At 46.7% G+C, this 25185-nt stretch carries 25 protein-coding genes and 1 riboswitch; of the genes, 7 read left to right on the top strand and 18 right to left on the bottom strand.

The window, feature by feature from the left end:
• Positions 1-13 precede the first annotated feature (13 nt).
• Positions 14-946 (bottom strand): D-2-hydroxyacid dehydrogenase, encoded by a 933-nt coding sequence (locus tag AOT13_RS05465; RefSeq protein WP_003253038.1) that lies wholly within the window; start codon positions 944-946, stop codon positions 14-16.
• 74 nt (positions 947-1020) lie between these two features.
• Entirely contained in the window at positions 1021-1707 is a 687-nt protein-coding gene (locus tag AOT13_RS05460) for a TerC family protein (RefSeq protein ID WP_003253040.1), read from the bottom strand.
• 263 nt (positions 1708-1970) lie between these two features.
• Between AOT13_RS05460 and AOT13_RS05455 the strand changes: the two genes are divergently transcribed.
• The 7 genes from AOT13_RS05455 to AOT13_RS05430 all read left to right on the top strand — a co-directional run bounded on the left by AOT13_RS05455 (position 1971) and on the right by AOT13_RS05430 (position 8486).
• Positions 1971-2816, top strand: coding sequence for an SPFH domain-containing protein (locus AOT13_RS05455; protein ID WP_013877520.1), 846 nt, complete (start codon positions 1971-1973; stop codon positions 2814-2816).
• Positions 2817-2831: 15 nt separating this feature from the next.
• A complete protein-coding gene (locus tag AOT13_RS05450; RefSeq protein ID WP_013877521.1) occupies positions 2832-3020 on the top strand; it encodes a type II toxin-antitoxin system antitoxin in 189 nt (62 codons plus the stop codon).
• Between the two features lie 252 nt (positions 3021-3272).
• Positions 3273-4316, top strand: a complete 1044-nt coding sequence (locus AOT13_RS05445; RefSeq protein ID WP_013877522.1) for an XdhC family protein — start codon at positions 3273-3275, stop codon at positions 4314-4316.
• A 142-nt stretch (positions 4317-4458) separates the two neighbouring features.
• Positions 4459-4623, top strand: coding sequence for a hypothetical protein (locus AOT13_RS20015; RefSeq protein WP_155267345.1), 165 nt, complete (start codon positions 4459-4461; stop codon positions 4621-4623).
• A 219-nt stretch (positions 4624-4842) separates the two neighbouring features.
• Positions 4843-7170, top strand: coding sequence for a xanthine dehydrogenase family protein molybdopterin-binding subunit (locus AOT13_RS05440; protein ID WP_003253045.1), 2328 nt, complete (start codon positions 4843-4845; stop codon positions 7168-7170).
• Positions 7157-7990, top strand: coding sequence for an FAD binding domain-containing protein (locus AOT13_RS05435; RefSeq protein ID WP_003253047.1), 834 nt, complete (start codon positions 7157-7159; stop codon positions 7988-7990). The genes AOT13_RS05440 and AOT13_RS05435 overlap by 14 nt, the downstream gene beginning before the upstream one ends.
• A gap of 4 nt (positions 7991-7994) precedes the next feature.
• Positions 7995-8486, top strand: coding sequence for a (2Fe-2S)-binding protein (locus AOT13_RS05430; RefSeq protein WP_042383899.1), 492 nt, complete (start codon positions 7995-7997; stop codon positions 8484-8486).
• Between the two features lie 167 nt (positions 8487-8653).
• Here the strand turns inward: AOT13_RS05430 and AOT13_RS19375 are convergent, their stop codons facing one another.
• The 16 genes from AOT13_RS19375 to AOT13_RS05360 all read right to left on the bottom strand — a co-directional run bounded on the left by AOT13_RS19375 (position 8654) and on the right by AOT13_RS05360 (position 25184).
• A complete protein-coding gene (locus tag AOT13_RS19375; protein WP_232511572.1) occupies positions 8654-8758 on the bottom strand; it encodes a winged helix-turn-helix domain-containing protein in 105 nt (34 codons plus the stop codon).
• A gap of 40 nt (positions 8759-8798) precedes the next feature.
• Positions 8799-9077 (bottom strand): type 2 periplasmic-binding domain-containing protein, encoded by a 279-nt coding sequence (locus AOT13_RS05425; RefSeq protein WP_148259586.1) that lies wholly within the window; start codon positions 9075-9077, stop codon positions 8799-8801.
• A gap of 400 nt (positions 9078-9477) precedes the next feature.
• Positions 9478-10632 carry a saccharopine dehydrogenase family protein gene (locus AOT13_RS05420; RefSeq protein ID WP_003253052.1) on the bottom strand — a complete coding sequence of 385 codons (1155 nt, stop codon included), beginning with the start codon at positions 10630-10632 and terminating at the stop codon, positions 9478-9480.
• A gap of 36 nt (positions 10633-10668) precedes the next feature.
• On the bottom strand, positions 10669-12150 hold the full coding sequence (locus tag AOT13_RS05415) for an aldehyde dehydrogenase family protein (protein ID WP_003253054.1): 1482 nt from the start codon (positions 12148-12150) through the stop codon (positions 10669-10671).
• Positions 12151-12229: 79 nt separating this feature from the next.
• Complete coding sequence (locus AOT13_RS05410) at positions 12230-13888, bottom strand: thiamine pyrophosphate-binding protein (RefSeq protein ID WP_003253056.1); 1659 nt, start codon at positions 13886-13888, stop codon at positions 12230-12232.
• Between the two features lie 263 nt (positions 13889-14151).
• Entirely contained in the window at positions 14152-15609 is a 1458-nt protein-coding gene (locus AOT13_RS05405; RefSeq protein WP_003253058.1) for an NAD-dependent succinate-semialdehyde dehydrogenase, read from the bottom strand.
• Positions 15610-15823: 214 nt separating this feature from the next.
• Positions 15824-16009 (bottom strand): hypothetical protein, encoded by a 186-nt coding sequence (locus tag AOT13_RS05400; protein WP_013401670.1) that lies wholly within the window; start codon positions 16007-16009, stop codon positions 15824-15826.
• Positions 15987-17708: a phosphomethylpyrimidine synthase ThiC gene (gene thiC, locus AOT13_RS05395; protein WP_042383901.1), complete on the bottom strand. Its 1722-nt coding sequence runs from the start codon at positions 17706-17708 to the stop codon at positions 15987-15989. Before thiC ends, AOT13_RS05400 begins: the two co-directional genes overlap by 23 nt.
• A 148-nt stretch (positions 17709-17856) precedes the next feature.
• A riboswitch (TPP riboswitch) is annotated at positions 17857-17971 on the bottom strand.
• Positions 17972-18060: 89 nt separating this feature from the next.
• Entirely contained in the window at positions 18061-19314 is a 1254-nt protein-coding gene (locus tag AOT13_RS05390; protein ID WP_042383976.1) for a methyl-accepting chemotaxis protein, read from the bottom strand.
• A 344-nt stretch (positions 19315-19658) separates the two neighbouring features.
• A complete protein-coding gene (locus tag AOT13_RS19140; RefSeq protein ID WP_064503203.1) occupies positions 19659-19775 on the bottom strand; it encodes a YezD family protein in 117 nt (38 codons plus the stop codon).
• Between the two features lie 73 nt (positions 19776-19848).
• Positions 19849-20256, bottom strand: coding sequence for an RDD family protein (locus AOT13_RS05385; RefSeq protein WP_042383903.1), 408 nt, complete (start codon positions 20254-20256; stop codon positions 19849-19851).
• Between the two features lie 159 nt (positions 20257-20415).
• Positions 20416-21936, bottom strand: a complete 1521-nt coding sequence (locus AOT13_RS05380) for a SpoIIE family protein phosphatase (protein WP_013877533.1) — start codon at positions 21934-21936, stop codon at positions 20416-20418.
• A 2-nt stretch (positions 21937-21938) separates the two neighbouring features.
• Positions 21939-22271, bottom strand: coding sequence for an STAS domain-containing protein (locus tag AOT13_RS05375; RefSeq protein ID WP_003253068.1), 333 nt, complete (start codon positions 22269-22271; stop codon positions 21939-21941).
• A gap of 21 nt (positions 22272-22292) precedes the next feature.
• Complete coding sequence (locus tag AOT13_RS05370; protein ID WP_013877534.1) at positions 22293-22694, bottom strand: ATP-binding protein; 402 nt, start codon at positions 22692-22694, stop codon at positions 22293-22295.
• 272 nt (positions 22695-22966) lie between these two features.
• Positions 22967-24640, bottom strand: coding sequence for a response regulator transcription factor (locus AOT13_RS05365; protein ID WP_042383907.1), 1674 nt, complete (start codon positions 24638-24640; stop codon positions 22967-22969).
• A gap of 157 nt (positions 24641-24797) precedes the next feature.
• Positions 24798-25184: a DUF3147 family protein gene (locus AOT13_RS05360; protein ID WP_003253073.1), complete on the bottom strand. Its 387-nt coding sequence runs from the start codon at positions 25182-25184 to the stop codon at positions 24798-24800.
• Position 25185: the final 1 nt, after the last annotated feature.

The following is a 25185-nucleotide window of genomic DNA, read 5'->3' as shown; positions in this document are numbered from 1 at the left end:
GACGCGCCCGCTTTTAATATCCTCTCTGGACATCCACTTTGTTGCCAAGCGGTTCCCCTGCTTCAATTCGCTGCAATGTTTGCAAAAAGCAATCCACTGCTTCCTCTGGTGATGTCAATGCGGCAATATGCGGGGTGATAATAACGTTCGGATGCTGCCAAAGCGGGGATTCCGGCGGCAACGGCTCATTTTCGACGACATCCAAAACCGCAAGGCGCACATGCCGTCTTTCCAATGCGTTCCACAACGCGACCTCATCAACAGTTGCCCCTCTGCCCACATTCATAAAACTAGCGTTATTCAAAAGGGCAAAAAACTTCTCATCCAATAAATGATACGTTTGCTTTGTCAAAGGAAGCGCGGCAATGACCCAATCCGCTTTTGGCAGCACTTCACTTGCCTGATGCATCGGAAATACCGCCGCGAAATGCGGTTTCATTTGTCCGCTTCGCGAAATGCCGATCGGCTGGACGCCAAACATTTGCAAATGGCGGGCGATCTGCTGCCCGATCTCCCCTGTTCCGCAAATGACGATGCACTGATTCCGCAACCGCTGCGGCTCGACCTGCTTCCATTTCCGCTGCGACTGGTACCATCCATAAACATCATGGCACTGTAAATCTCGAAGTATGTAGCTCAGGCAATATTCGCTAATTTGCTCGCCAAATGAACCGACCGTCCTCGTCAATAACACATCTTCTTTCCATTCTCGATTCCATAAAAACGCGTCTACTCCCGCTCCGAGAGAATGCACCCAACGAATGTTGCCAAATTCAAAGCAAGGCACTGGGCGAAATCCGACATACGCATCCGCCCAAAAAAAATCGTCGCGGCAAACTTCGCTTTCAGCAACAAAACGAAAATTTTTATTGATCTTCTTTTCTTCTAATAGCTGCGCCATGATTGAATACAGCCGCCCTGTCACTAAAATGTTTTGAAGCTGCATCTCCCTTCTCCCCCTTTTTTCCTTAAAACTGTATGAAAGAAAAAGGGATATCCCCGCATGGAGAAATCCCACCATTACACAATCGTTCCTTCTCTGCTTTCCGCTTTTTTATTGGTGATATACCCAGCTGCTAACACAAAGACCGTTAATCCGGCGCTAACAGCATATGTAAGCGGGCCTTCCCGGAAATGGAGAAAACGCATAAACCCTTCGTCTTCCATCATCATTTTCGCGCCTGTCCATGCTAAAATACCTGAACCGATGTAAGCAATCCAGCGATATTTTTCCATGATTTTCATGATCGCTTTTGACCCGAAAATCATAATCGGGATACTGATCGCCACCCCAAATGCAATCATGCCGATATGTCCTTCCGACGCTCCGGCAATGGCAACGACATTGTCCAAACTCATCACCGCATCCGCCGCAATAATGGTAGCAATCGCTTTAATAAGGCGGTCAGATGACTGAATGTTCGTTTCTTCATTATGTTCAATGAGCACTTTATAGGCGATCAAAAGCAACAACAATCCGCCCGCTAAATGAACAAACGGAATTTTCAGCAAAAATACAATGACTGTCGCAAATACGATGCGTAAAAGCACCGCACCTCCTGTTCCCCAGAAAATCGCCAGATTTTGCTGGTGCTTCGGTAGCTTCCGCGTCGCCATCGCAATGACAACCGCGTTGTCGCCGGATAAAATGATATCAATCGCAATGATTTTCCATAACGCCAACAACGCTTCCAAAGATATTGTCAAATAAACGCACCTCTTCTCCCTTGCTGCAACTGTTTTTCTCTTTTTCTTTCATCTTACCGCAAACGCACTCTATCAGCAACTTTCCAAGGCGATCACCTTATCTGCCCTAATATAGCAAAAACCGCTAAGTCTTCTGCGCCATCGCGACGTTTATGGCGCGCTGCCAATGATGGACAAGCGAAAAAATGAAAAAACAATTTTACATTTATTTCAAAATATGATATCATTATGATATAAAATCAATATTAAGGAGAAGGATGCTTATGAAAGAAACAAAGGCATGGCATATGAACGGTTTTATTGGGATTATTTGCATTGCCATACTAGTGGCGGGAGCGCTTGTTAGTTTTCTTCAGCAGCAAATCGTTATTACTGTTCTATTTGTCGTTATTGCTGTCGCATTAGCAAGCGGCATTACCATTGTGCAGCCCAACCAAGCGAAAGTGCTGATTTTCTTTGGCCGCTATTTAGGCACCATCCGCGATAGCGGGCTATTTCTGACCGTTCCGTTAACAATTCGGCAAAAAGTTTCTTTGCGTGTCCGCAATTTTACGAGCAGCAAGCTGAAAGTAAATGATGTGCAAGGAAACCCGATTGAAATCGCCGCTGTCATCGTATTTCGCGTCATCGACTCCGCGAAAGCCATTTTCGATGTGGACGATTACGAACAGTTTGTAGAGATTCAAAGTGAAGCAGCCATCCGCCATGTTGCCACGAAATATCCTTATGACACATTTACCGATGATGATGAAATAACGTTACGAGGCAATGCAGACGTTATTTCCGACGTGCTTGCCGCTGAGTTACAGGAACGCCTTAAAGTAGCCGGAGTGGAAGTCATCGAAGCGCGCCTTACGCATCTCGCCTACTCTCCGGAAATTGCCAGCGCGATGTTGCAGCGCCAACAAGCCATCGCGATTTTAGCCGCAAGAAAGAAAATTGTCGAAGGTGCCGTTTCCATGGCGCAAATGGCGATCGAGCAGCTTGACAAAGAGGGAATTTTGGAGTTAGATGATGAACGAAAAGCCAATATGGTCAATAACTTAATGGTCGCCATTGTTTCAGAGCGGGCGACCCAACCGGTCATTAACACCGGCAGTCTATATTAATGGTTGTGGAGCACTATGGCAAAAAAGAAAAACTTTCCATTACGAATCGATCCAGATTTATATGAAATTATCGAACGCTGGGCGCAAGAAGAATTTCGCAGCGTCAACGCCCATATTGAATTTTTGCTGCGTGAAGCCGCCAAAAAAGCCGGACGGTTAAATAAGCGGAAAAGAAACAATCATTCAAATGTGGAAGGAAGCTAGCGTTTCGAGATGGCGAAGCGCTGGCTTTTTTATTTTTCAGTCATCGCTGTTTTCCAAAAGAATACAATGATAACAAAGCCTATATAATTCTCTTGCTGAAATGCCATTTCCTTATTTTGTTTTTCATTCAATAACCAGCTGCACCACATCACATCATTCATGCCATTTGGTATGCACAAACGCCTTAAAAAGCACATTTTTGCTTGATGCACACCATGTTTAATTCTATGAAAATCGGCGGGGAAAACGAAAATGGAAAGCTATCATGCTGTATTAGAAGCGATTGCTTCTTCTCATGAACAAGGAGTATTAGCGACGATTATCCACATCGACGGCTCCGCTTATCAAAAAGAAGGAGCGTGCATGTGGATCAGTGAAAGCGGGCGCACCGCCGGGCTGCTTAGCGGCGGCTGCTTAGAAGAAACGATCGCCATCCAGGCAAAAGATGTTTTGCAACATCAACAAGCCCATATGACAACATTTGATATGAGACAAGAAGATGATTTTTCTTGGGGGCAAGGAGCCGGCTGCAATGGAATCATCCAAGTTCTTCTCGAACCGGTCACGGCGGAAATGCGCGCAGATTGGCTGGCCGTGAAAGCGTGCCTCGATCGCGGGGAACATGTGCTGTTGGCAAGAACGCTTGACGGGGAAACGAGCGGACGGAAAAATTTTTTCTTTTGCAGTGAAAGCGGCAGACGGTTTGGCGGATTTTGCGGCGAAATGACACCGAAGCTAAGAAGTTTGCTTGATTCCGCTCCGCTTTTTCAAGGCAAAAACGGTATATGCATCATCGACGGCGTCCAATTTTACATCCAACATTACTGGCCAAAACCGCGCCTCGTGATTTTCGGCGCCAATCCGGATGCAAAACCACTCGTTTCTTTCGCCAAACAAGCCGGGTTTTTCATCGTCGTCACCGATTGGCGTCCGGCGCTTTGTTCCAAAGAACATCTTCCCGATGCCGACGAATGGGTCGTCGGTTTTCCCAGCAAGACCGTTCCGCAGCTTGGCCTGAATGAGCGCGATTTTGTTGTCATCATGACACATCATTTTCAGCGCGACCAAGAAATTATCGCGCTGCTGCGGGATCAGCCGCTCTTCTATCTTGGCGTGCTAGGGCCTAAACGGCGCACAGCCCGGCTGCTTTCCGCCAGCGAAATACCAAGTTGGATTCATTCTCCGGTCGGCCTTGCCATCGGCGCGCGCGGCCCGGAAGAAATCGCTATTAGCATCATCGCTGAAATGATCAGCGTGCTGCGAAACGGGCCGGCATCAAAGAAGAAAACAACATGAACATGTCACATATTGCCGGAATCGATTAAGCCGCCAGACGAAGCTGGCGGATGTGGTTTCCATTCACAGGGAACACGCTTGAAGGCAGCGATTCCGTTCCCTTTTCCTAATTGTTATTGGCCTGCCGGAAGATGCGTTTGCCTTGCTGTCCTCTGGATTGGTGCAGCATACAAAACGCCCGGCCATCCGCTGTTTCGATTATTCAATGCGGGCAAGCACACTCACCGCACTGCGGGATAAAACAGGCTATGCCAATGCAGGGCATTTTCTTGCCGGCCAGCCAGTTATCACAGAAGCAGTCAGTTAATTGCGCTATATGGCCAACATAAGACGACCCCGCTTTAACCAACACCGTAATCATCATGCTGCCTGTTTTGTGAGATGAAGGAACGCAAAAATCCCCCTACAGCCAAAGCAGGCGGAAAAGCATGACACCAGAAAGCGCCACAGAAAAATTCTTTTTCGATGCCGTGCGAACGAGGACTAGCTGTATGCCATCAAGCAAAACGCAAAAAGGAGGGATTCAATGGCCATCGGTAAAAGCGTCATTCGCAAAGAAGCATGGGATAAAGTGACCGGAAGAGCCAAATATACGAACGATTTTACTGAAAAAGGAATGCTCCATGCCAAACTCGTTACCAGCCCGTACGCCCATGCGCGCATTCGCGCGATCGATGCCAAAAAGGCGCGCGCCATCCCCGGCGTGCGCGCGATCATCACCGGCGAAGGATTGCCTCTGACAGGAGAAGACTTGCGCGACCGCCCTCCCATCGCTTTTGATAAAGTGCGCTATCACGGCGAAGTCGTCGCTGTCATCGTCGCCGATACGCTTGTCCAGGCGGAAAAGGCGGCCAACCTTGTTCATGTTGCTTATGAACCCCTTCCTGCCATCGGTACACCAAGCGAAGCGCTAAAAGAAGACGCCCCCCTCATTCATGAACAGCTAGGAAGCTATCAAAAGAACAAACATACCTATCCCGAGCCAAATACGAACATCGCCCATCGCACGAAAATCCGCAAAGGCAATATGGAACGGGGCTGGGCGGAAAGCGACGTTGTCGTGGAAACGCGCGTGTCCTTTTCCCCTTCTGACCACATAGCAATGGAAACAAGATGCGCCACTGCAGAAATCCTTCCAGATGGACAGATTATGATATCCGCTTCCTCTCAGTCGCCGTTTATGATTAAACGGCTTATCAGCACCTATTTTGGAGAGGATGCTGGCAACATTGTCGTTCATACCCCGCTTGTCGGCGGAGCTTACGGCGGAAAAGCGCCTGTGCAGCTTGAGCTTCTCGCCTATCTGGCAGCGAAAGCGGTGAGGGGAAGAAAGGTGAGAGTTTGGAATACAAGGGAAGAAGATATGATCACCTCTCCGGTCCATATCGGATTGGAAGCAGCCGTCAAGCTTGGCGCCACCAACGACGGCTATATTAAAGCGGCGGAAATTCTGTTTTTATTTGACGGAGGCGCCTATTCCGATAAAGCAATCGATGTCAGCCGCGCCGCCGCTGTTGACTGCACCGGGCCATATCATATCGAAAATGTCTGGTGTGATTCGCTATGTGTCTACACGAATCATCCATATGCCGCCCCTTTTCGCGGCTTTGGCCATAGTGAACAAGCGTTCGCCATCGAGCGTGCACTAGACTTGCTCGCCGAAAAGCTAGATAAAGACAAATGGGAATTGCGGCGGAAAAACGCGATCCGCCCCGGCCATACCACCCCGACGCAAGTGCCGTTAAACCGCAGCAATGTCGGCGACTTGCCGGCCTGTCTCGACCGTCTGCGCGAGTTAATGGAATGGGACGAATGGCAGCGCATCGAAATCGATGCTTATACTGTACAGGCGAAAGGCATCAGTTGCGCGTGGAAAACGTCCACGATTGACCCTGATGCCAGCTCTGGTGTCATTTTAACATTTAATTCCGACGGAAGCGTCAATGTCATCTCCGGGGTAGTCGAAATCGGAACCGGAACAAAAACGATCCTCGCCCAAATCGTTGCCGAGAAATTAAAAATGGATGTCCATGATGTCTACGTCAAAATGGATATTGAGACGCAAACGACCCCAGAACATTGGAAAACGGTCGGAAGCCGGGGCACCTTTATGGCGGGAAGAGCGGCGCTCGCCGCGGCGGACGATGCCATCCGCCAGCTCAAAGCGATCGCTGCTTGCATCCTCCGCGCATCAGCGGACGATTTAGAAGTCGGCGGCGGGAAAGTATTTTTGCGCGATGACCCGAGCATCTATGTTCCAGTGAAAGACATCGCCAACGGCTACAAATACCCAAACGGCAATGCAGTCGGGGGGCAAATTATCGGACGGGGAACCTATATTTTGCGCCACATGACCCCGCTTGATAAAGAAACGGGCGCAGGCAAACCGGGGCCGGAATGGACGGTCGGCGCGGAAGGAGTGGAAATTGAACTCAACCGCCGCGACTATACGTATAAAATCCTTAAAGCATTTGCCGTCATTGACATCGGCAAAGTGCTCAATCCGAAAGCCGCACTCGGTCAGGTGATGGGGGCAATGAGCATGGGGCTGAGTTTTGCAAGCCGTGAAACGTTTTTATTCGACCGCTACGAACGGGTGCTCAATCCGCAATTGCGCACATACCGGCCCATTCGCTTCGGCGAACACCCGGAATATATTGTGGAGTTTATCGAAACACCGCAAATCGATGCGCCATACGGGGCGCGCGGCGTCGGTGAACACGGGCTGATCGGCATGCCGGCCGCATTGGCAAACGCTTTGTCGCTCGCTGCAGAAGTGCCGCTCAATGAACTGCCGCTGTTTCCTGAGCAGATTTGGCGGAAAAAGAAAGGGGACATTCATGATTCCTTTTGAGATTACTTATCATCGCCCCCGCTCCATTGCTGAAGCGGTGCGGCTGTTTGACACCTTGCAGCAGCAAGGCAAAAAACCGCTCTATTACGGGGGCGGAACGGAAATTATAACGCTCTCCCGCCTCCATCTTGTTGCCGCCGACGCGGTCATTGATATTAAACATATTCCCGAATGCCGCGCGCTCGAATCCAATCCGCACGAGCTTGTGCTCGGGGCGGCACTGCCGCTGGCCGCATTAGAAGAGGCTGATCCGTTTCCGCTTTTGACGAAAGCGGCAAGCGAAGTCGCCGACCGAACGGCGCGCAACCAAATCACCCTTGGCGGCAATATTTGCGGGCAATTTTTTTACCGCGAAACGGTTTTGCCATTCCTTCTTTCTGACAGCCAAGCAGTCATTGCCGGAAAAGACGGCGTAAGGCAGTGCAACATCCACGATGTCTTTCAGCGGCACATTCGGTTAAAACCCGGACAATTTCTCGTACAAATGAAAGTCGACCGCTCCTACGCATCGCTGCCCCATTTCCACCGCAAGCGCCGCAAACAAGGCAAAGTCGGATACCCGCTTGTCACCGCCGCCGCCATCAAAAAAGACGGGCAAATCCGCGTGGCGCTGAGCGGCATGTGCCCGTTTCCGTTTCGTTCCACAGAGGTGGAAGAACGGTTAAATGCGCGGCATCTCTCCTTACATGACCGCATTGCGGGAGCGATACGGGCTCTGCCGCGGCCAATTTTAGACGATATAGAAGGCTCGGCAGCGTACCGCCTGTTTGTGCTTGAACAAATGCTTTTCGATATTATCGAAGAACTGGGAGGGGAGTAAACCAATGGAGGCCCCAGCTAAATGTGAAATGCAATTGTTAGTGAACGGGGAAACGAAATCTGTCGTCGCCCGCCAAGCTGATACATTGCTCTTCGTTCTCCGCAACGAACTCGGTCTTACCGGGGCAAAACCTGGCTGCTTAAACGGCGACTGTGGCGCATGCACCGTATTAGTGGACGGCATCCCAATCAAATCGTGCATGATGCTTGCCATTGAAACGGTCGGAAAAGCGATAACTACGAGCGAAGGGCTTCATAACACGGCGATTCAGCGCGCGTTCGTCGAACATTTTGCCTTCCAGTGCGGCTACTGCACCCCCGGCTTTATTATGAATGCCTTCGCTTTAATAGAACGCCATCCCGATGCGGATGACAGGATCATTCAAGAATGGCTGGAATCGAACATTTGCCGATGTACGAGCTATAAAGAGATTGAAGCAGCAGTAAAAACGGTTTTAGCAAACCATCCATCTATTCCTAACGACGGCCATTTCTGACACCAACCAGGTAAGAAGCCACAAAGCATGCATCTCACCCACCGCCGCGAAATATGATTCCTGTTGTGCGGCTTACCGTTATTAGTATGTAACGGAGCAACATGCCAGCACAAGTCGTAAAATGGTCAACAACCTTGAAGCGTGAGCCATGTTTTTGCGCAATCTGCTCATAAGGTCTCTATCGCTCTGCCATTGCCAAAATAAATGTCGCCCCACACCTTTTCAAGCAGTTGCTCTCTAGAAAATGATTGATCCGGATGATTCGCGAACACAAGCAATAACAGCAGTTAAAAAGATAGGCGGTCAAACCGCTTAATGAAGCAAGCGGTTAAATCTAGAAAACAGCAGCCATATACAAAGAAGATGATAGGCCGTGCCACCAAGCCAGTAGCCCCAAAATTTCACATTTTCTTCTGCCAATGCCAAAACGGCTTCGGATACCCAATATGTTGGCACAAGCAAGCCGAACAAACGCCATTTAGCAGCAAAAAAATACAAGACGATTGGCGGCAGTAATACCAAGTTCAGCATTTTTGCAACTGCCAGGCCTTCCAAGCGGTTGGAGGCAAAGGCCAGCATCGCAAGCGCCATCAGCGGCATTTCTAATGCGCTGGTGATAATATTCACAAAAACATAAAAAAATCAAGCTTCTTTTTATGAGCCAATAATATGAACGCGGTATTGCCAATTTCGTTCGCTGATGGGAGTTGCTAGCGCTATAGTGTTATCCGAAAGCACTAATTGGTTTTATCATTTATTGACTTTGCTTTTTAACATTTTTTCCGAGAAGTTTCGAGTCCTCCTTCGTTTATAGTCCTTGTCATTCAAATCTCATTTTTCTTCCTCTTTCCTCATTGCAGGAATGCTCCTCTAAATGCAGTGCAGGAGGGGAAAATGCATTCGTCCGAAAACAACCTTCTGTCTGTCATGCAAACAAATTAAGACTGCTTTTAGGCGGGAGATTTCTCCCCCTAAAACAGTCTCTTTGTTATCACTTTACATATTGCTTCTCTTCGATCACAACGCCGCGTCTTTCCATTTCCTTGATGTAAATGTCTCCTGGAACGATTTGCTCCGGCGGATAAACGCCCCGTTTTTGAATGACTCCGCTTCCGATCATTTGCGCGACGACCGAGATCGTATTGGCAGTGGTCCGCGCCATCGCTGTCACGTTGGTTTTGCGGTCTTTCCACGTGACCGTTTCATATTCCAAAACCGTTTCTTTGCCGTTTTTGACTCCGCCGACAATGACCCGCAACAGCACGACATCCTCTTTATCTTTTAAATCCAAAAGCGGCGATAAAGCCGCTAACAGCACGTCGCGCGGCTTCACTTTTTGCCCTTTAACTTCCACCTCGTAGTCATTTCTTGTCAAATTCAGATCGACGAGCAGCTTAAATTTTTCCGCATGGCCTGGATAGCGGATCGTTTTATATTCCAAGCATTCCAATTGCGGATAAGAGCGGGGCAATGTGGAAGTCCCTCCTGATGTATGAAACGCTTCGAGCGGGCCAAACCGCTCAAAATAAATCGTTTCCACTTCCGACAACGACGGGATTTCTTGCTTTTTCCCGCCGCGAATAATGAGAGACGGATCGGTATAATGATCAAACAGCCCTTCTAGCGAAAATACATGGTTGTATTCGAGCGGCGGCTCCGGACGTACAGGAATTCCGCCGACATATAGCTTAATCGATTTTAACTCGTCTAATTGGCTCGCTCCGTACCCTGATAAAATGTTGATCATTCCCGGCGCGACGCCTAAATCTGGAATGATCGTAACACCAGCTTGCTTAGCGTTTTCATTTAATTGCAGCACCCTGTCGGTAATATGGCCGATATGCCCTCCTAAATCAACAGAATGAACGCCGACTTCGATCGCCGTTTTCGCCACCAATTCATTAAAACGATAAAATAACGCGTTAACGACCACATCGTGTCCACGCATCAGCGCAGCCAATTCTTTTTCATTCGCCGCATCGACTTGCTTTGCTTCGAGTTTGCTAGAATGCAGCTGCCGGCAAACAACCTCCGCCTTTTGCCGATCCACATCGGCTAACGTGACGGCGGAAACGCCCTCGCTTTGCCCTAAATCGCGCGCCGCCTCTTTTCCCATCAGCCCAGCTCCAAGCACTAACACTTTCATGGCATGCGCCTCCTTATTCTTTCGCTGATGAATTCATTATTCGTCAATATCGATTTGCGCCCGTTGCAGTTTGCCGCTGAAATCAATATACACGCTTTTCCATTCCGTAAACACATCGAGCGCCGCGATGCCAGAGTCACGATGGCCGTTTCCCGTTCCTTTCGTGCCGCCAAACGGCAGATGAATTTCCGCCCCAATCGTGCCGGCATTGACATAGACAATACCTGTATCTAAATCGCGCATCGCTTGGAATGCTTTATTGACATCCCGTGTAAAAATGGAGCTGGACAATCCGTAATCAACACTGTTGTTCACGACAATCGCTTCTTCTAAACTATTGACGGAAATGATCGAAACAACCGGGCCGAAAATTTCCTCGCGCGCAATTCGCATCGTTGCTTGAACATCCGTAAAGAGAGTCGGGGCATAATAATAGCCTTTTTGATACTCTCCATCCCGCAAAATATAGCCCCCGGTTAATAGCTTTGCACCTTCTTCCTTGCCGATTTGCACATAACGGTCAATGTTTTGCAGCGCCTCTTCGCTAATGACCGGGCCGACTTTGACGCTTTCGTCCAATCCGTTTCCAATCGTTAATGTCTTCATTGCTTCTAGCAATCTATTTTCCAGCTCTTCCTTCACCTTTTCATGAACAAGGACACGGCTGCATGCCGTACATCTTTGCCCCGACGTGCCAAACGCGCTCCACAAAATCCCTTCTACCGCTAACGATAAATCAGCGTCATCCATGACAATGACAGCATTTTTTCCGCCCATTTCCAGCGATACTTTTTTCAAGCGGCGTCCGCATTTTTCGGCAATAATCCGTCCGACTTCGTTTGACCCGGTAAAGGAAATCACTTGCACGTCCGGATGCTCTACCAATGCATTTCCTGTCGTTGGGCCGTCGCCGTGAACGACGTTAAACACGCCTTTTGGTAATCCCGCTTCCTCGAATATTTTTGCCAGTTCCTGCGCCATCAATGGTGTTTCCAAAGCTGGCTTCCATACAACCGCATTGCCGGCAACAATGGCCGGGAACGATTTCCATGTTGCGATCGCAATCGGAAAATTCCACGGCGTGATGATGCCGACAACTCCAACTGGCACGCGGACGCTCATCGCAAATTTATCTTTCAATTCCGAAGGCGTCGTGTCGCCGAACAGACGCCTCCCTTCGCCAGCCATATAAAACGCCATGTCAATTCCTTCTTGCACTTCCCCGCGCGCTTCCTCAAGCACTTTTCCCATTTCCGTCGTCAGTAGTCTTGCAAGCTGTTCTTTTCTCTCTTTTAATAAATAGCCGACTTTATATAACACTTCCGCCCGTTTTGGTGCCGGTACAAGCGCCCACCCTTTTTGTGCGGCCTTTGCCGATTTTACCGCTTCATCGACATCCGCTTCGATCGAAACCGTCACTTCTCCAATCGTTTCGCCGTTTGCCGGATTGATCACCGGAGCAAATTGCCTGCTAATCGATGCTTTCCATTCCCCATGAATAAAATTCAATACTTTCACAAACCAGATTCCTCCTCGGTGATTTATTTTTTTCTATTAAAAATGTATGCATCGACTATCATGGCTAGTATGCAAATGTTTACCGAGAATTCGAGCGCTTTCGCAGCTCATCAATTGTCGCGGCCACGGAAATCTGGTTTGGATCTGTCATGACTTCGATTACCGTTGGTTTTGTTTCGGTAAAGGATTGAATGAGCGCTCCAGTAAATTGGTCTTCTGTTTCAACGCGAACGCCATTGGCGTTGAAACATTTCGCTAATTCGGCAAACGATACATGCCCTAAATCCGTCCCGATGACCCGTTTCGGAAAGTGAAGCTCTTGATGCATGCGGATGGTTCCATACATGCTATTGTTAAAGACGATGCTAATAATCGGAATATGATATCTGGAAGCGGTCTCAAGCTCTTGCATTGTCATCATGAAACCGCCGTCTCCTGATAGAGAAACGACGATGCGCTCCGGAAACGCAAGCTTGGCGCCAACCGCCGCCGGCATGCCATATCCCATCGCGCCGGAAGTAGGACCGATATACATCTGTTTTTCAGTAAATTGGAAAAAGGTATGGAGCCATCCGGCGAAATTACCGGCATCATTCGTTATAATCGCATCGTTTGGCAAATGTTGTTGCAAGCTGGCGATGACCGCTTCATTGAAGTTCCGTTTTTCCGCCGGAAGCGTCGATGCTTGCTCATATTGTTTCCGTCTCGCTGCCGCCCAATCGCGCCAAGACGGCTGCACAGCAATTTCCAGCAATTTGGAAAGCGCCTCTTTGCCATCTGCAACCAGCGCTACAGCTGGCGGATATACTTTTCCGAGCACATCGCTGTCGATATCGATATGAATCAGCGCCTGATCCGGCGACAGCAAGCGATAATCTTGTGTCGTCACTTCCGATAATCTCGTTCCGATGGCGATCACGGCATCCGCCTGTTTTACCGTCTCGATAATCGGTTTTGGCGTTCCTAATCCAAGATGGCCAACATAAAGCGGGTGGTCATTAGGGAACACATCATGGCGGCGGAAAGCAGCCGCCACAGGAATGGAATATTTTTCAGCAAATAACCGCAATAGCTGTTCCGCTTTCGCTTGCTTAACTCCTCCACCGGCAATGACAACCGGCCGTTTCGCCTTTTGCAATATTTCCTGCACGCCCCGCACATCCTCTGCGCTTGGGGCAGGTCTCGGTACAGCTACATCCGTGATTACCGCTTCGGCAATATCTTGAAAAAATATATCTTCTGGAAGCGAGATGACGACAGGTCCCGGCCTGCCTGTTTTCGCAACGCGAAACGCCCGCTGCACCAGCTCCGGTATTCGTTCCGCCTCGCGAATTTCCACCGTCCATTTCGCAATCGGCTGAAAAAACTGATCTAAATCAACTTCCTGAAACCCTTCCCTGCCGCGGAAATGGCTGTGCACCTGCCCTAAAAACACGACCATCGGCGTCGAATCTTGCTTTGCCGTATGGACGCCAATCGCCAAATTCGCGCCGCCGACTCCCCGTGTCGCCAGCACAACTCCCGATTTTCCCGACGCTTTTGCATAGCCTTCCGCCATAAACGAAGCCCCGCCTTCATGGCGGGCCGAAATCAGTTGAAGCGATGGTTCATCGAAAATGGCATCCATCAGCGGCAAATAGCTCTCTCCCGGCACGCAAAACACGTGGGAAATTCCCTCGCGTTTCAAACAATGAACGATTGCTTTCGCCACGCTGATATTGCGGATAGTCTGTTTCATCGTTTCTACTCCTCCCTATCCATTTGTTTTCACCGTTCAATCTTTTTCATAAATGATCCGATGTCGGCAACATAACGGCGGGCGGGACCGGCGTCCAATCTTTCGCCCAAATAAAAGAAGCGGACAGTATCATCATGCGGCGATGATGATACTGGTCCGTTCTCTATACATGCAGACGCCGTCAAGGCCTGCGTCGTTCATTCATAGTTAACAGCAGGAGGCGCTCATGCTCCTACGCCGCGGATGGCTGCAAAAACGTTCTGTTACAAAGAACGGATTCCCATCGATACATACTTCAACTCGACAAACTCGAAAATCCCTTCCTTGCCGCCTTCCTTTCCCAGCCCCGATTGCTTCACGCCGCCAAATGGCGCTTCGGCCACGGCTGGAAAGACGTCATTAATGCCGACGATGCCGTATTCCAGCTTCTCCATCACACGATACGCGCGATGAAGCGAATCCGTAAAAATATAAGCCGCCAACCCATATTGCGTATCATTCGCCTGGCGAACCGCTTCCATCTCATCGGCAAACGGCTGCAGCGGCAAAAGCGGCCCAAACGTTTCCTCGTTCATCACTTTCATCTCTTTCGTGACATTCGCCAGCACCGTTGGTTCAAAAAAATATCCTGGATATGCCCTTTTCCACCGTCTTCCGCCATAAATGACGGAAGCCCCTTTTTGCACAGCATCTTCCAAATGTTCTTGCACCTTTCTTACCGCTTCTTCGTTAATCAATGGCCCGATATCGGTCGCTTCATCCAGCCCGCTGCCAATGGAAAGCTGCTGCACTTTCGCTTTCACTTTTTCCACAAATGCGTCCCACACCGTTTGCTGCACATAGACACGGTTGGCACAAATGCACGTCTGCCCGCAGTTGCGGAACTTGCTGGCCAGCGTCAACTCCGCCGCCAAGTCCAAATCGGCGTCCTCAAATACGATAACCGGTGCGTGGCCGCCCAGTTCCAGCGACAGTTTTTTCACTTGATCTGCGCTTCCTTTCATCAACAAACGCCCGACTTCGGTCGAACCAGTAAACGTAATCATGCGCACATCCGGATGGCTCATCCAACACTTTCCGATCGAAACAGCATCGCCAGTGACAAGGTTGACCACGCCAGGAGGAAGCCCCACCTCTTCGAGAATCTTCACGATTCGATACGCGGTCAGCGGCGTCTCCGGCGCTGGCTTTAATACAACCGTGCACCCGGCGGCAAGGGCTGGCGCAAGCTTTCGCGTCACCATGGAAGCAGGGAAGTTCCACGGGGTGATTGCGGCGACAACGCCAATCGGCTGCGGAATGACCATCAGACGCTTATTTTTGTTGGAAGAAGGGATAATTTCTCCATATAAGCGATTCGCTTCCTCGGCATACCAAAGAAAGTAGCTTGCCGCCGCGTCAATTTCCGCTCTTGCTTCTTTAAGCGGCTTCCCTTGTTCCATTGTTAACGTGACAGCCAGCTCTTCTTTATTTTCCAGCATTTTCTCATATGCGGCATATAACAGTTGCGACCGTTCTCTTGCCGTTTGCCCCGTCCATTGCGGAAACGCTCGGCTAGCTGCGCGTACCGCTTGTTCCGCCTCGATTTCATCGCCGTATGAAACTTCTGTAATCCTCTCCAATGTGGCGGGATTTCGCACTGGGAGCGTGTTGCCGTTATGCGCGTCCAGCCATTGCCCATCAATAAAAATCGTTTTTGTATACTCGGAAAATTTGCTCATGTTTCGTTTCCTCCAAACGGAAAATAATTTCTACAATATAATTTAATAAATTCTGAATAGTATGTAAATAATAATTCCGGATTCCGCTCATGCAAATTCATCATATGCAATGCCCCGCCGCCAGCGCTCCAACATGCTTCTACAAATATATAAAAATAAAAGGCTAATTCGTTCCCGTTCCAGCGGGAAATGAATTAGCCATATCCCCTTGTTTTCAATAATATAAAATCTCTACATAATGACATTTGACACATTTACGCATAAACGGCGTCTCGAAAAATGAATGCCGGCAATTTTTTTGAATATGGGCAATTTGCTGTTCTAATTTAACAATCTTTTCTTTCAATCCAGCAATTTCTTTTTGTAACTCTTGAACATTATCGATAGAGGGATGAGCCATTTTCGACAAACTCCTTCGCTTTTTGTTTCATCCCTTCTTCTTTGACCGCCCGTTGCAAATCATGCGAGATTTTCATCGAACAAAACTTTGGTCCGCACATGGAGCAAAAATGTGCGACTTTCGCCGCCTCAGCCGGCAATGTTTCATCATGATATTCCCGCGCCCGGTCCGGGTCAAGCGAAAGATTGAACTGGTCGTTCCAGCGAAACTCAAAGCGCGCTTTCGATAACGCATCATCGCGCTGTTGCGCTCCAGGATGCCCTTTTGCCAAATCGGCGGCATGGGCGGCGATTTTGTAAGCGATTACCCCTTCACGCACATCTTCTTTATTTGGCAGCCCTAAATGCTCTTTCGGCGTCACGTAACAAAGCATCGCGGTTCCGTATGCGCCGATGAGCGCCGCCCCGATTGCGGATGTAATATGGTCATAACCAGGAGCAATATCGGTCGTAAGCGGCCCCAATGTGTAAAACGGTGCCCCTTTGCAAATTTCCACTTGTTTTTCGACGTTTTCTTTAATTTTATGCATCGGCACATGCCCCGGGCCTTCAATCATTACTTGTACATCATGCTTCCAAGCGATTTCCGTTAATTCCCCAAGCGTCTCCAATTCGGCAAACTGCGCTTCGTCGTTCGCATCGGCAATTGAGCCCGGGCGCAGCCCGTCTCCAAGCGATACGGCAATATCATACGTTTTCAAAATCTCGCATATTTCTTCAAAATGCGTATATAAAAAATTTTCTTCATGGTGGGCCAAACACCATTGCGCCATAATCGAGCCGCCGCGCGAAACGATGCCGGTTGTCCGGTTTACCGTCAACGGTATGTAGCGAAGCAATACCCCCGCGTGAATGGTAAAATAGTCGACTCCTTGTTCTGCTTGTTCGATAAGCGTGTCGCGGTAAATCTCCCATGTTAAATCTTCGACGACGCCATTGACTTTTTCAAGCGCCTGGTAAATCGGAACTGTCCCGACAGGCACAGGCGAGTTGCGAATAATGTATTCTCTTGTGGCATGAATATGCTTTCCTGTTGACAAGTCCATAATCGTATCAGCGCCCCAGCGCACCGCCCACAGCATTTTTTCGACTTCTTCTTCAATGGACGATGTTACTGCAGAATTGCCAATATTCGCGTTAATTTTAACGTGAAAGCGGCTTCCGATAATCATCGGCTCACTTTCCGGATGGTTAATATTCGCGGGAATAATCGCTCTGCCTGCCGCAACTTCTTGCCGCACGATTTCCGGGTCTATATTTTCGCGAATCGCAACAAACTCCATCTCCGGCGTAATAATTCCCTGTTTTGCGTAATGCATTTGCGTAACGGTTTTTCCTTTTTTAGCGCGCAGCGGTTTTCTCTTGAAAGGCAGCATCACTTCTGAGTGCTGCCCGTGGCGGAATCCGTTATCTTCCGGTTTCACCGGGCGGCCTTCATATTCTTCCACGTCTCCTCTTTCTAAAATCCAGCGTTTTCTCAGCGGCGGCAATCCTTTTTGAATGTCTGGCTGAAAATCCGGATCCGTGTATGGCCCGCTTGTGTCATAAACGCGAACAGGTTCATTTTCTATGATTCCTGTTTCCGTCTTCGTCGGACTTAACGCAATTTCCCTCATCGGAACGCGAATATCCGGCCGGGAACCTTCAATGTACACCTTTTTGCTGGCTGGGAATTGCATGAAAGAGGCGATGTTTTGCATGGCACTTCTCCTCCTTAAATGTAGTTTGGACCTGAAGTTACACCAAAACGTGCAGGCAGCGAACGGGAGATATGCAGAGAAAATAAAAAACGGGTTCCTAGGGAACCCGATGGAACGCAAATAGCCGAAACGTACGCAACAATACATACACTCCCGCTATCTACTTCCCTACGCTGGCATAACCCAGATCAGGTTCAAAGGGTCAAAGAACTTAAGCGCGTTCTTTTCTCAGTCCAAGCTATTGGACTCCCCTAGTAGATAAGCGATGATACATATTTAATTTTTCTTAATATTAAAATATTAATTTTTCCTAATAGTAACACATTAATGCGGTAATGTAAATAGTCTTTTTTTACACGGTAAACCGTTTCAGCATCATTTGCATATTTGCCGCCATTTCGCTTAACGATGACGCCGATGAAGCAGTTTCTTCAACCGATGCCATTTGTTCCTGCGTCGCCGCCGAAATATTCGCCGAGCTGGAAGAAGATTGTTCCACCATCTCCGCCATATGGCTTATGGAAGCGGCTACCCGTTTCGCGTTTTCCGTCATTTGTTCGATCGTCGCCGATACTTGCCCGATTTGCGCGCTGACTCCGCTGACGGATTCGCGAATTTGTTCAAAAGAACGCTCTGCCGTTTGCACAAAATGAATCCCTTGCGATACTTCGCTGACAACTGTTTCCATCGATGCAATCGCTTTTTCCGTTTCTTCCTGAATATATCCAATCAGTTGGGAAATTTGCTTCGCCGATTGGGCGGACTGCTCCGCTAATTTGCGAACTTCGTCTGCCACAACAGCAAAGCCTTTTCCTTGTTCCCCGGCTCTTGCTGCTTCAATTGCCGCGTTTAAAGCAAGCAAATTCGTTTGTGAAGCAATGCCGGTAATTACCTGTGTTATTTGGCCAATTTCGTTGGAACGCTCCCCAAGCCCTTTAACGACTTGTTCAAGCGACTGGACGTGTTCATAAATAAACCGCATTTGCTCTTCCATTTGCGAAATCGATTGCTTTCCAGATTGCGCTTTCGCTGATGTTTCATTTGCGTTTGCCGAAACGTATTTTGTATTTTCAGCTACTTGCGTAAGAGTATCGGAAATTTCATTCATCACTTGTGATGCTTCTTGCGCCGTTTTCGTTTGTTGTTCGGAACTTGACGCCATCGTTTCCATTGCTGCTGCGATTTGTTCGGTCGCTTTCATCGTCTGTTCAGCAATGGTCGTCAACTGTGCGGAAAATTGCGTCATCTCATCAGAATGGCATTGAATGTTGGCGATGACTTCTTGCCATGTTTCCACCATTTTATTGAGCGAAACGGCAATCGGTTTTAGCTGTCTCACTTCATTCATAGGAACACGCGCCGATAAATCCCCATTGGTCATCTTATCTAAATGCTGATTGATAAGCGCAATCGGGGCAATAAATCGGCGATAGTTTAACATCGCAGAAATAACTCCGATTACGGCCCCAAATAATATCATCGCAACAAACGTCCACCAAAACGCCGCGCTGCTAATGCCATTCGCTATGCATACACCAAGGCCGATGAAAGCGGTGCCAGGAATGACAATAAACATCGTGCGGAAAATATAACTATGTAACGACAACCTTTCTCCCCCTTTTTCTATAAAAAAAGAATTTTTACTATTAATTATATCATTATTTTCTAAAAAAGATATGTTCATCCTTTTTTGTTTTTCCCAATATAATAATTGCAAATATGCACGAAAAATTATTTTTTCTCTTCTCCGCTCTTTTTCAAACAAAATGCCTATCCGAGAAGAATAGGCATTTTCCTTATTTTCTGTTCATCCCTACCGTAACCAGCCAGTTTCGCCAAGACAGCCAACCGAGGCAATCTCCTGTTGCTACTGGAACAATAAATAAGCAGCTCTTCCTTTGGCAAAAAAAGAAGCTGCATCCAGTTTGTCTAGTCAGCGTCCTTTTTAGTTTATCTTAATCTTACTTTTTCGTTTCTCTCCAACTGAATAATTTTGCCGTCTTGAATAACAAGAGTAATAGAACCAAACTTCATAGAATCTAACACAATTGCGTTTATTGTCACCATAAAAAAACGGGTATCTTCTGAAGACACCCGTTCTTTTACAATCAAGAAAACGGCAAAACATCTTCCTATCCAATTATGCTGGTTTTTCTGTCGTCACATACGTTCCGGCGATAAAATCGTGAATCGACCGTTTATCTTCGCGCGCCGCCACCATGATCGCGCTAATCACCAGCGCGACGCCAAACGTTGCCACATAAACAAGCCCGCCGACAACAGACCGCAAAAACATCGTCCCGATTCCGACTTTTCCGCCATTTACTTTTGCGATGCGAACACCCAACAGCTTCTTCCCCACGGTATATCCGGACCAAACCGCTGGCACGACTATAGAATAAACGATGTTGGCCGCTGAAGTAAACCAATTGTTTTCCCAGCTGTTAGTAATAACATATCCTATTAATGCAATCGGCACACCGACAATAAGGCCGTCTAACAAATAAGCGGCTAACCGTTTCCAAAATCCCGCTGGGTTCCTCACCATCACACATTCCCCTTTCGTATGTCATTACTGTCATAATATTCATTACCATCTCATCCGATTCATGGAAACTCCCCTGTTCTTATCATACTGTCTCATTTCTTGATTGACAACGTATAAATTGCTAAGTGTATAAAAAACTTGCTATATGTTTTGCTGCCATTAATGCAGTTTCGCCACAACCAGGGAAATATCATCGACGAACTGATACTCTTCTTTAAACATTTTATTCATATGTGCTATCATGCTTCTGCTCTCTAAATGGATAAATGACTTCAGCTTTTCCCGAAACATTTCAATATTTGCCCTAACAGAATGATTGGCTTCTTCAATCACGCCATCCGAGTACAATACTAACGTCGCCCCTGGGGTGTAATCTAGCTTTCCTGTTTCAACATGAAGATACGATAATAACCCGATCGGGGCACACCCTCGATCCAGTTCCTCCACTAAACCGTCTTTATGAAACAAAAAACCAGGAGGGTGTCCGGCAGAAGCATATTCGATGAACCTTTTTTTTGTGTTTACCATCACATAAACGGCAGTGAAATAATACGTATTCATTCGTCCATCTTCATGATATAGCAGCCGCATATGTTTATTTAGCTCATGAAATACTTCTTTCGGATAAATGCATTTGCGAATAACCCCGTTTAATAATGAACGGACCGACATGCAAATAAGCGAAGCGGCTACCCCGTGCCCCATCACATCCATTAAAAAAATGCCGTATCGATCATTATCGATCTGATACCAAGCATACATATCCCCTCCCAATTCTTCCGAAGGAACGTACATGCCATATATATCAATGCTTTCCGTTTTCAGCGGCTTGCTTAATACACGTTTTTGCACTTCCTGCGCCAGCTTTAAGTCATCCTTTAAGCTTGTTATAGTCTCACCATTTTCAGAAAATATAAACAGATAGAAAATCGGGCGCCCTTCTTCATCATGAATCGCGGTAATCGTCGTTTGCTGAACGTACACTTCACCATTTTTCCGGCGCCCCCGCAGCCTCCCTCTCCACTGGCCTTTTTCGATGACAGTTTTTCGAATCGTTTTATAAAAGTTTTCATTGTAGTAGCCAGAATGCAGAAAATCTAATGATAAACCGATTGCTTCCGCCCCATACCCCGTAATTTCTGTAAAAGCGGGATTAATAAATTGAATGAGGCCATTTTCATCCGTGATCAATACAGCATGCGGCACATGTTCATACACTTTTTCGGCAAGCAAAAGTTTTTCTCTCATTTTCCTTATTTCTGTAATATCGGTCACCACTCCGCTTAACATCGCTAGTTTTCCATTTTCATCGAACGTGGGAAACGTTTGGTCAAGAACCCAGCGAACAGTTCCATCCTGCTGATGAATAATGCGGTATTCGTCCTCAAAGCAGCTGCCTTTCCAAAGCACCGATCGCCTTTTCTGTACCTTTTCTCGATCTTCTGGATGAATGACTTTTTTCCATGCCTCAACATCCCGATAGAAAGCTTCAGGCGGCACCCCGCAAATTTTTTCACAAGACGGGGAAACAAAAATAAACCGCCTTTCCGCCAAGTTAACTAACCAATAGGCTTGATCCGCCTTATTATAAAATGTGTTCCATTCATCAATAAGTTGCAACATCTCATTTAATGAAATGTTTTTGTCTTTCTTTGCCTTCTGCAAAAGCTTATGAATCATATTCATTCTCCATAAAAATAATTGATAGCATCCTCTTCCGTAGCGAAAAGTTTTATAAACGAAGCAAACTTAACGATATGAAAAATTTCTTGAAGCGAATCTTGAATCCCGGCGATGACTAGCTCCTTCCGCTGTTTTCTCGCTGTCATGACACTATCAGCAATGATGCCAAGGCCAGCGCTATTAATATATTTCACTTGTTCCATATTTAATATGAGATACTCAGCCGGATTTTGGATAAATTTAGCCATCGCTTTTCGAAACTGCTCGGTATTGTTCAACGTAATATCTTCATTCCATACGAAAACATCAATAAGTTCATGCTGTGTCCCCATATTTCGTTCCTCCAACAATCATCAATGATCTTTATATTTACACATATAAAACAATACATTATTCCCTTTTTGTTCAAGGTAAACATGGTCTACAATATGAATAATAAGCTGCAAGCCCCTTCCGCGTAAGCCCTTGTTGACCACATCCCTTCTTGTAATATCAAACTTCTTTCCATGCTGCTTCACAACAATCATCAATTTTTCTTTTTCGCATGTCCAAAACACTTCAAAAGGCAGTTGGTTTGTTTTTTGGCAATATTCATACGCGTTCATGCACGCTTCCTCCGTCGCTAAACGGAGAAAGAGGCACTCACGCGGCAAAAATCCCATTTCACTCGCAATCTGCTCTGTGATATCCATCGCCTTCATAATATCAGAATCCCCCATTACTGTTATATTTCTCCTGATTACAACATCCTCCATCGATATTCCCCCTATTATTTTATACGTGTGCTAAACAGTGCTTTTGTAAGTACAATAATCTGATGAAACATATAGCACTTTCTATTCATAGGGGATGAGCACTTTTGAACAACATAGCCGCATCACATTTTTTTATATATTATTATAACCCAATATTATAGTTCTTATGTACTATTTATGATTTCGATTTTCTCTATAGACTCGCCTCGTTCCCTATTCCTATATGAAGCGTTTCCATGACAAAGAAAAAAGGAACATCATTAAATTCATCGCTAATGATGTTCCTCATTAATATATTTGCGATTGTTTAACTGATATACAAGAGCGATTAGTTGCGAACGGTCATTGACCCCGATTTTTTGGAAAATATTCGTAATATGATTTTTCACTGTATGAATGCTAATAAACAATCGGTCCGCAATCTCGCGGTTGCTGCATCCTTGAACTAATAAGTTTAATACATCCATCTCCCGGCTCGTTAAACGTTCCGACAGCATATCCATATTCAATTGCTGCTTTGGTCCGTGATAATTATTTTGCTTCATAATCATCGTGCCGATTCCGATTAAAGCAGTAACATACACCTCCGCCTCTTTTGCCGCCTCAAGATGCTTCATATGCACAGCCATCACTCCGTGCATATGTTCGTGAACGGAAAACGAAATTTCCATTACAGTCCCAAACTTTGTTTCACACAGCTTTGGGATGGTTTCAAGCAGTTTTTCTTCCGTGAAAAAGTAGCGTTGGCAAACATCTTCATAATATTCTGTTACTTGCTGCTCTGAAATCGTGCCGCAATGAACCTTCACTTTTCTTTTATGATCTGCTAACACCGTAAAAACGAAATCGCCGTACGCTAACTCCGCAACAAAATCCGTCATCATCCGTAAAATTTCATCGGTGTCTTTCACGACATTCATCGCCCGGCTTATTTCTATTAACATCGATAATCTCATAAAATGGCGGTCCATTTTGATATGAACCAATTCATATTCGGAATATAATTGCCAATACTTAACAAGAATAGTGCCGATTTGCACTACCTCTTTCGACAGTGAACATTTCGTTTGACTGCCGATCACGATCCATCCGTCTATTTCACTGCCATGCAAAACCGGATATGCAACGACCGCACTCGGCTTAACTCCATGTACCGCGAAAAACGCAAAACGAGGGTCAAGAGCGACATTTTCAAAACAAACAGCACTGCGCGAATGAAATAGGGAGTTTGATAGCGGAGGAAAAGCGGTTTTTACGTGTTTATTCCAAAGCTGTTCTGCCTTTTCTCCAACAGCGTTCGCAACAACCCATTCGCGATTTCGCCGTTTTATATACAGCGAAAAATCAATATCGGTGTCCAACTTTTGAAACATATGTAAAAAATCGTTCATATGTAAAGAAAACCGCCGCGCACTATCCACTGCTGCATCCAATAAATGAAAATACTGTTTATAATGTTGCTTCTGTCTATCATTGCGAATATATTCCCCGCATACCATTGCCATTTTTTCAATATCATTTAACTTTTTTTCAACCATGGATATGGTTTGCTCTTTCGTTTGTTCGATGACTTGAAGCCATATTTGTGAATTAGGAAACCGGGAACATCTCTCTTTGATTATCGGCTTTGTCTCTTCTTCAATAAACGCACCTGCCCAAATGAAATATTCGACTTTTTGCTCCACTAACACAGGAGCGACAATCGCCTTTACTCCCCAATACCCTGTCTGAACGACCATCGGGCGTTGCCATTGGATATTGTCGCCATTCGGAAAACATGAAGGAGGAAACGGCTTATCTGGAGAAAAAAGTATAAGTTCCGCTAATTTCGTTATATTTGAAACTTTTGTAACAGGTTGATGCTGCAAATCGAGCATAATGATGCTCAGATCCGTGAGTGCTGCATACGCATCTTGAACATGTTGCAAAAAATCTTTTGTATTCAATTCCTCCTCAACTCACTTACTTTTTTAATATTTTTACCTTTATCTATTATCTACAGATAAGAATAAAGAAGTCAAGTTTCGGAGAATGAGAGGAATTTCCGCATCAATATATATAAAAAGCCTGGCATGTCTGTCTCATGCCAGGCTTTTGTCCGCTTCACACATGTTCCGACCTGATGCTTGAGGCTCTCTTTTCCTGTTTACGGTCTCGCATATATACAAGGAATAACGAACTAGCAAACCAAGAAATTAAGCCAAAAATAAAACTTCCCCACCAATTGCGCGTCAATTGCAAGGAAAATAGCACCGTCAGCACACAAATAAAACAACCGATCATTCCATAAACAGACCCTTGCGCTATTTTCGCCGCTTCTTTCGACCCCTTCGTCATGCCAACCATCATGACCGCAACGACCATCACGGCCGGGAATGCCGCGAAAATGCCCCCAATGACTTTCCATGGCAACAGTTTTGCCGTTACATAACTTAACACAACTGCTGAGCCGCCAAATAAAAAACGGAAAAATAAATCGCGTCCATCCATA

Source organism: Parageobacillus thermoglucosidasius (assembly GCF_001295365.1).
GTDB classification, from domain to species: domain Bacteria; phylum Bacillota; class Bacilli; order Bacillales; family Anoxybacillaceae; genus Parageobacillus; species Parageobacillus thermoglucosidasius.
Note: the sequence above shows the minus strand (reverse complement) of the source record. Positions and strands in the feature narration are given on the sequence as shown.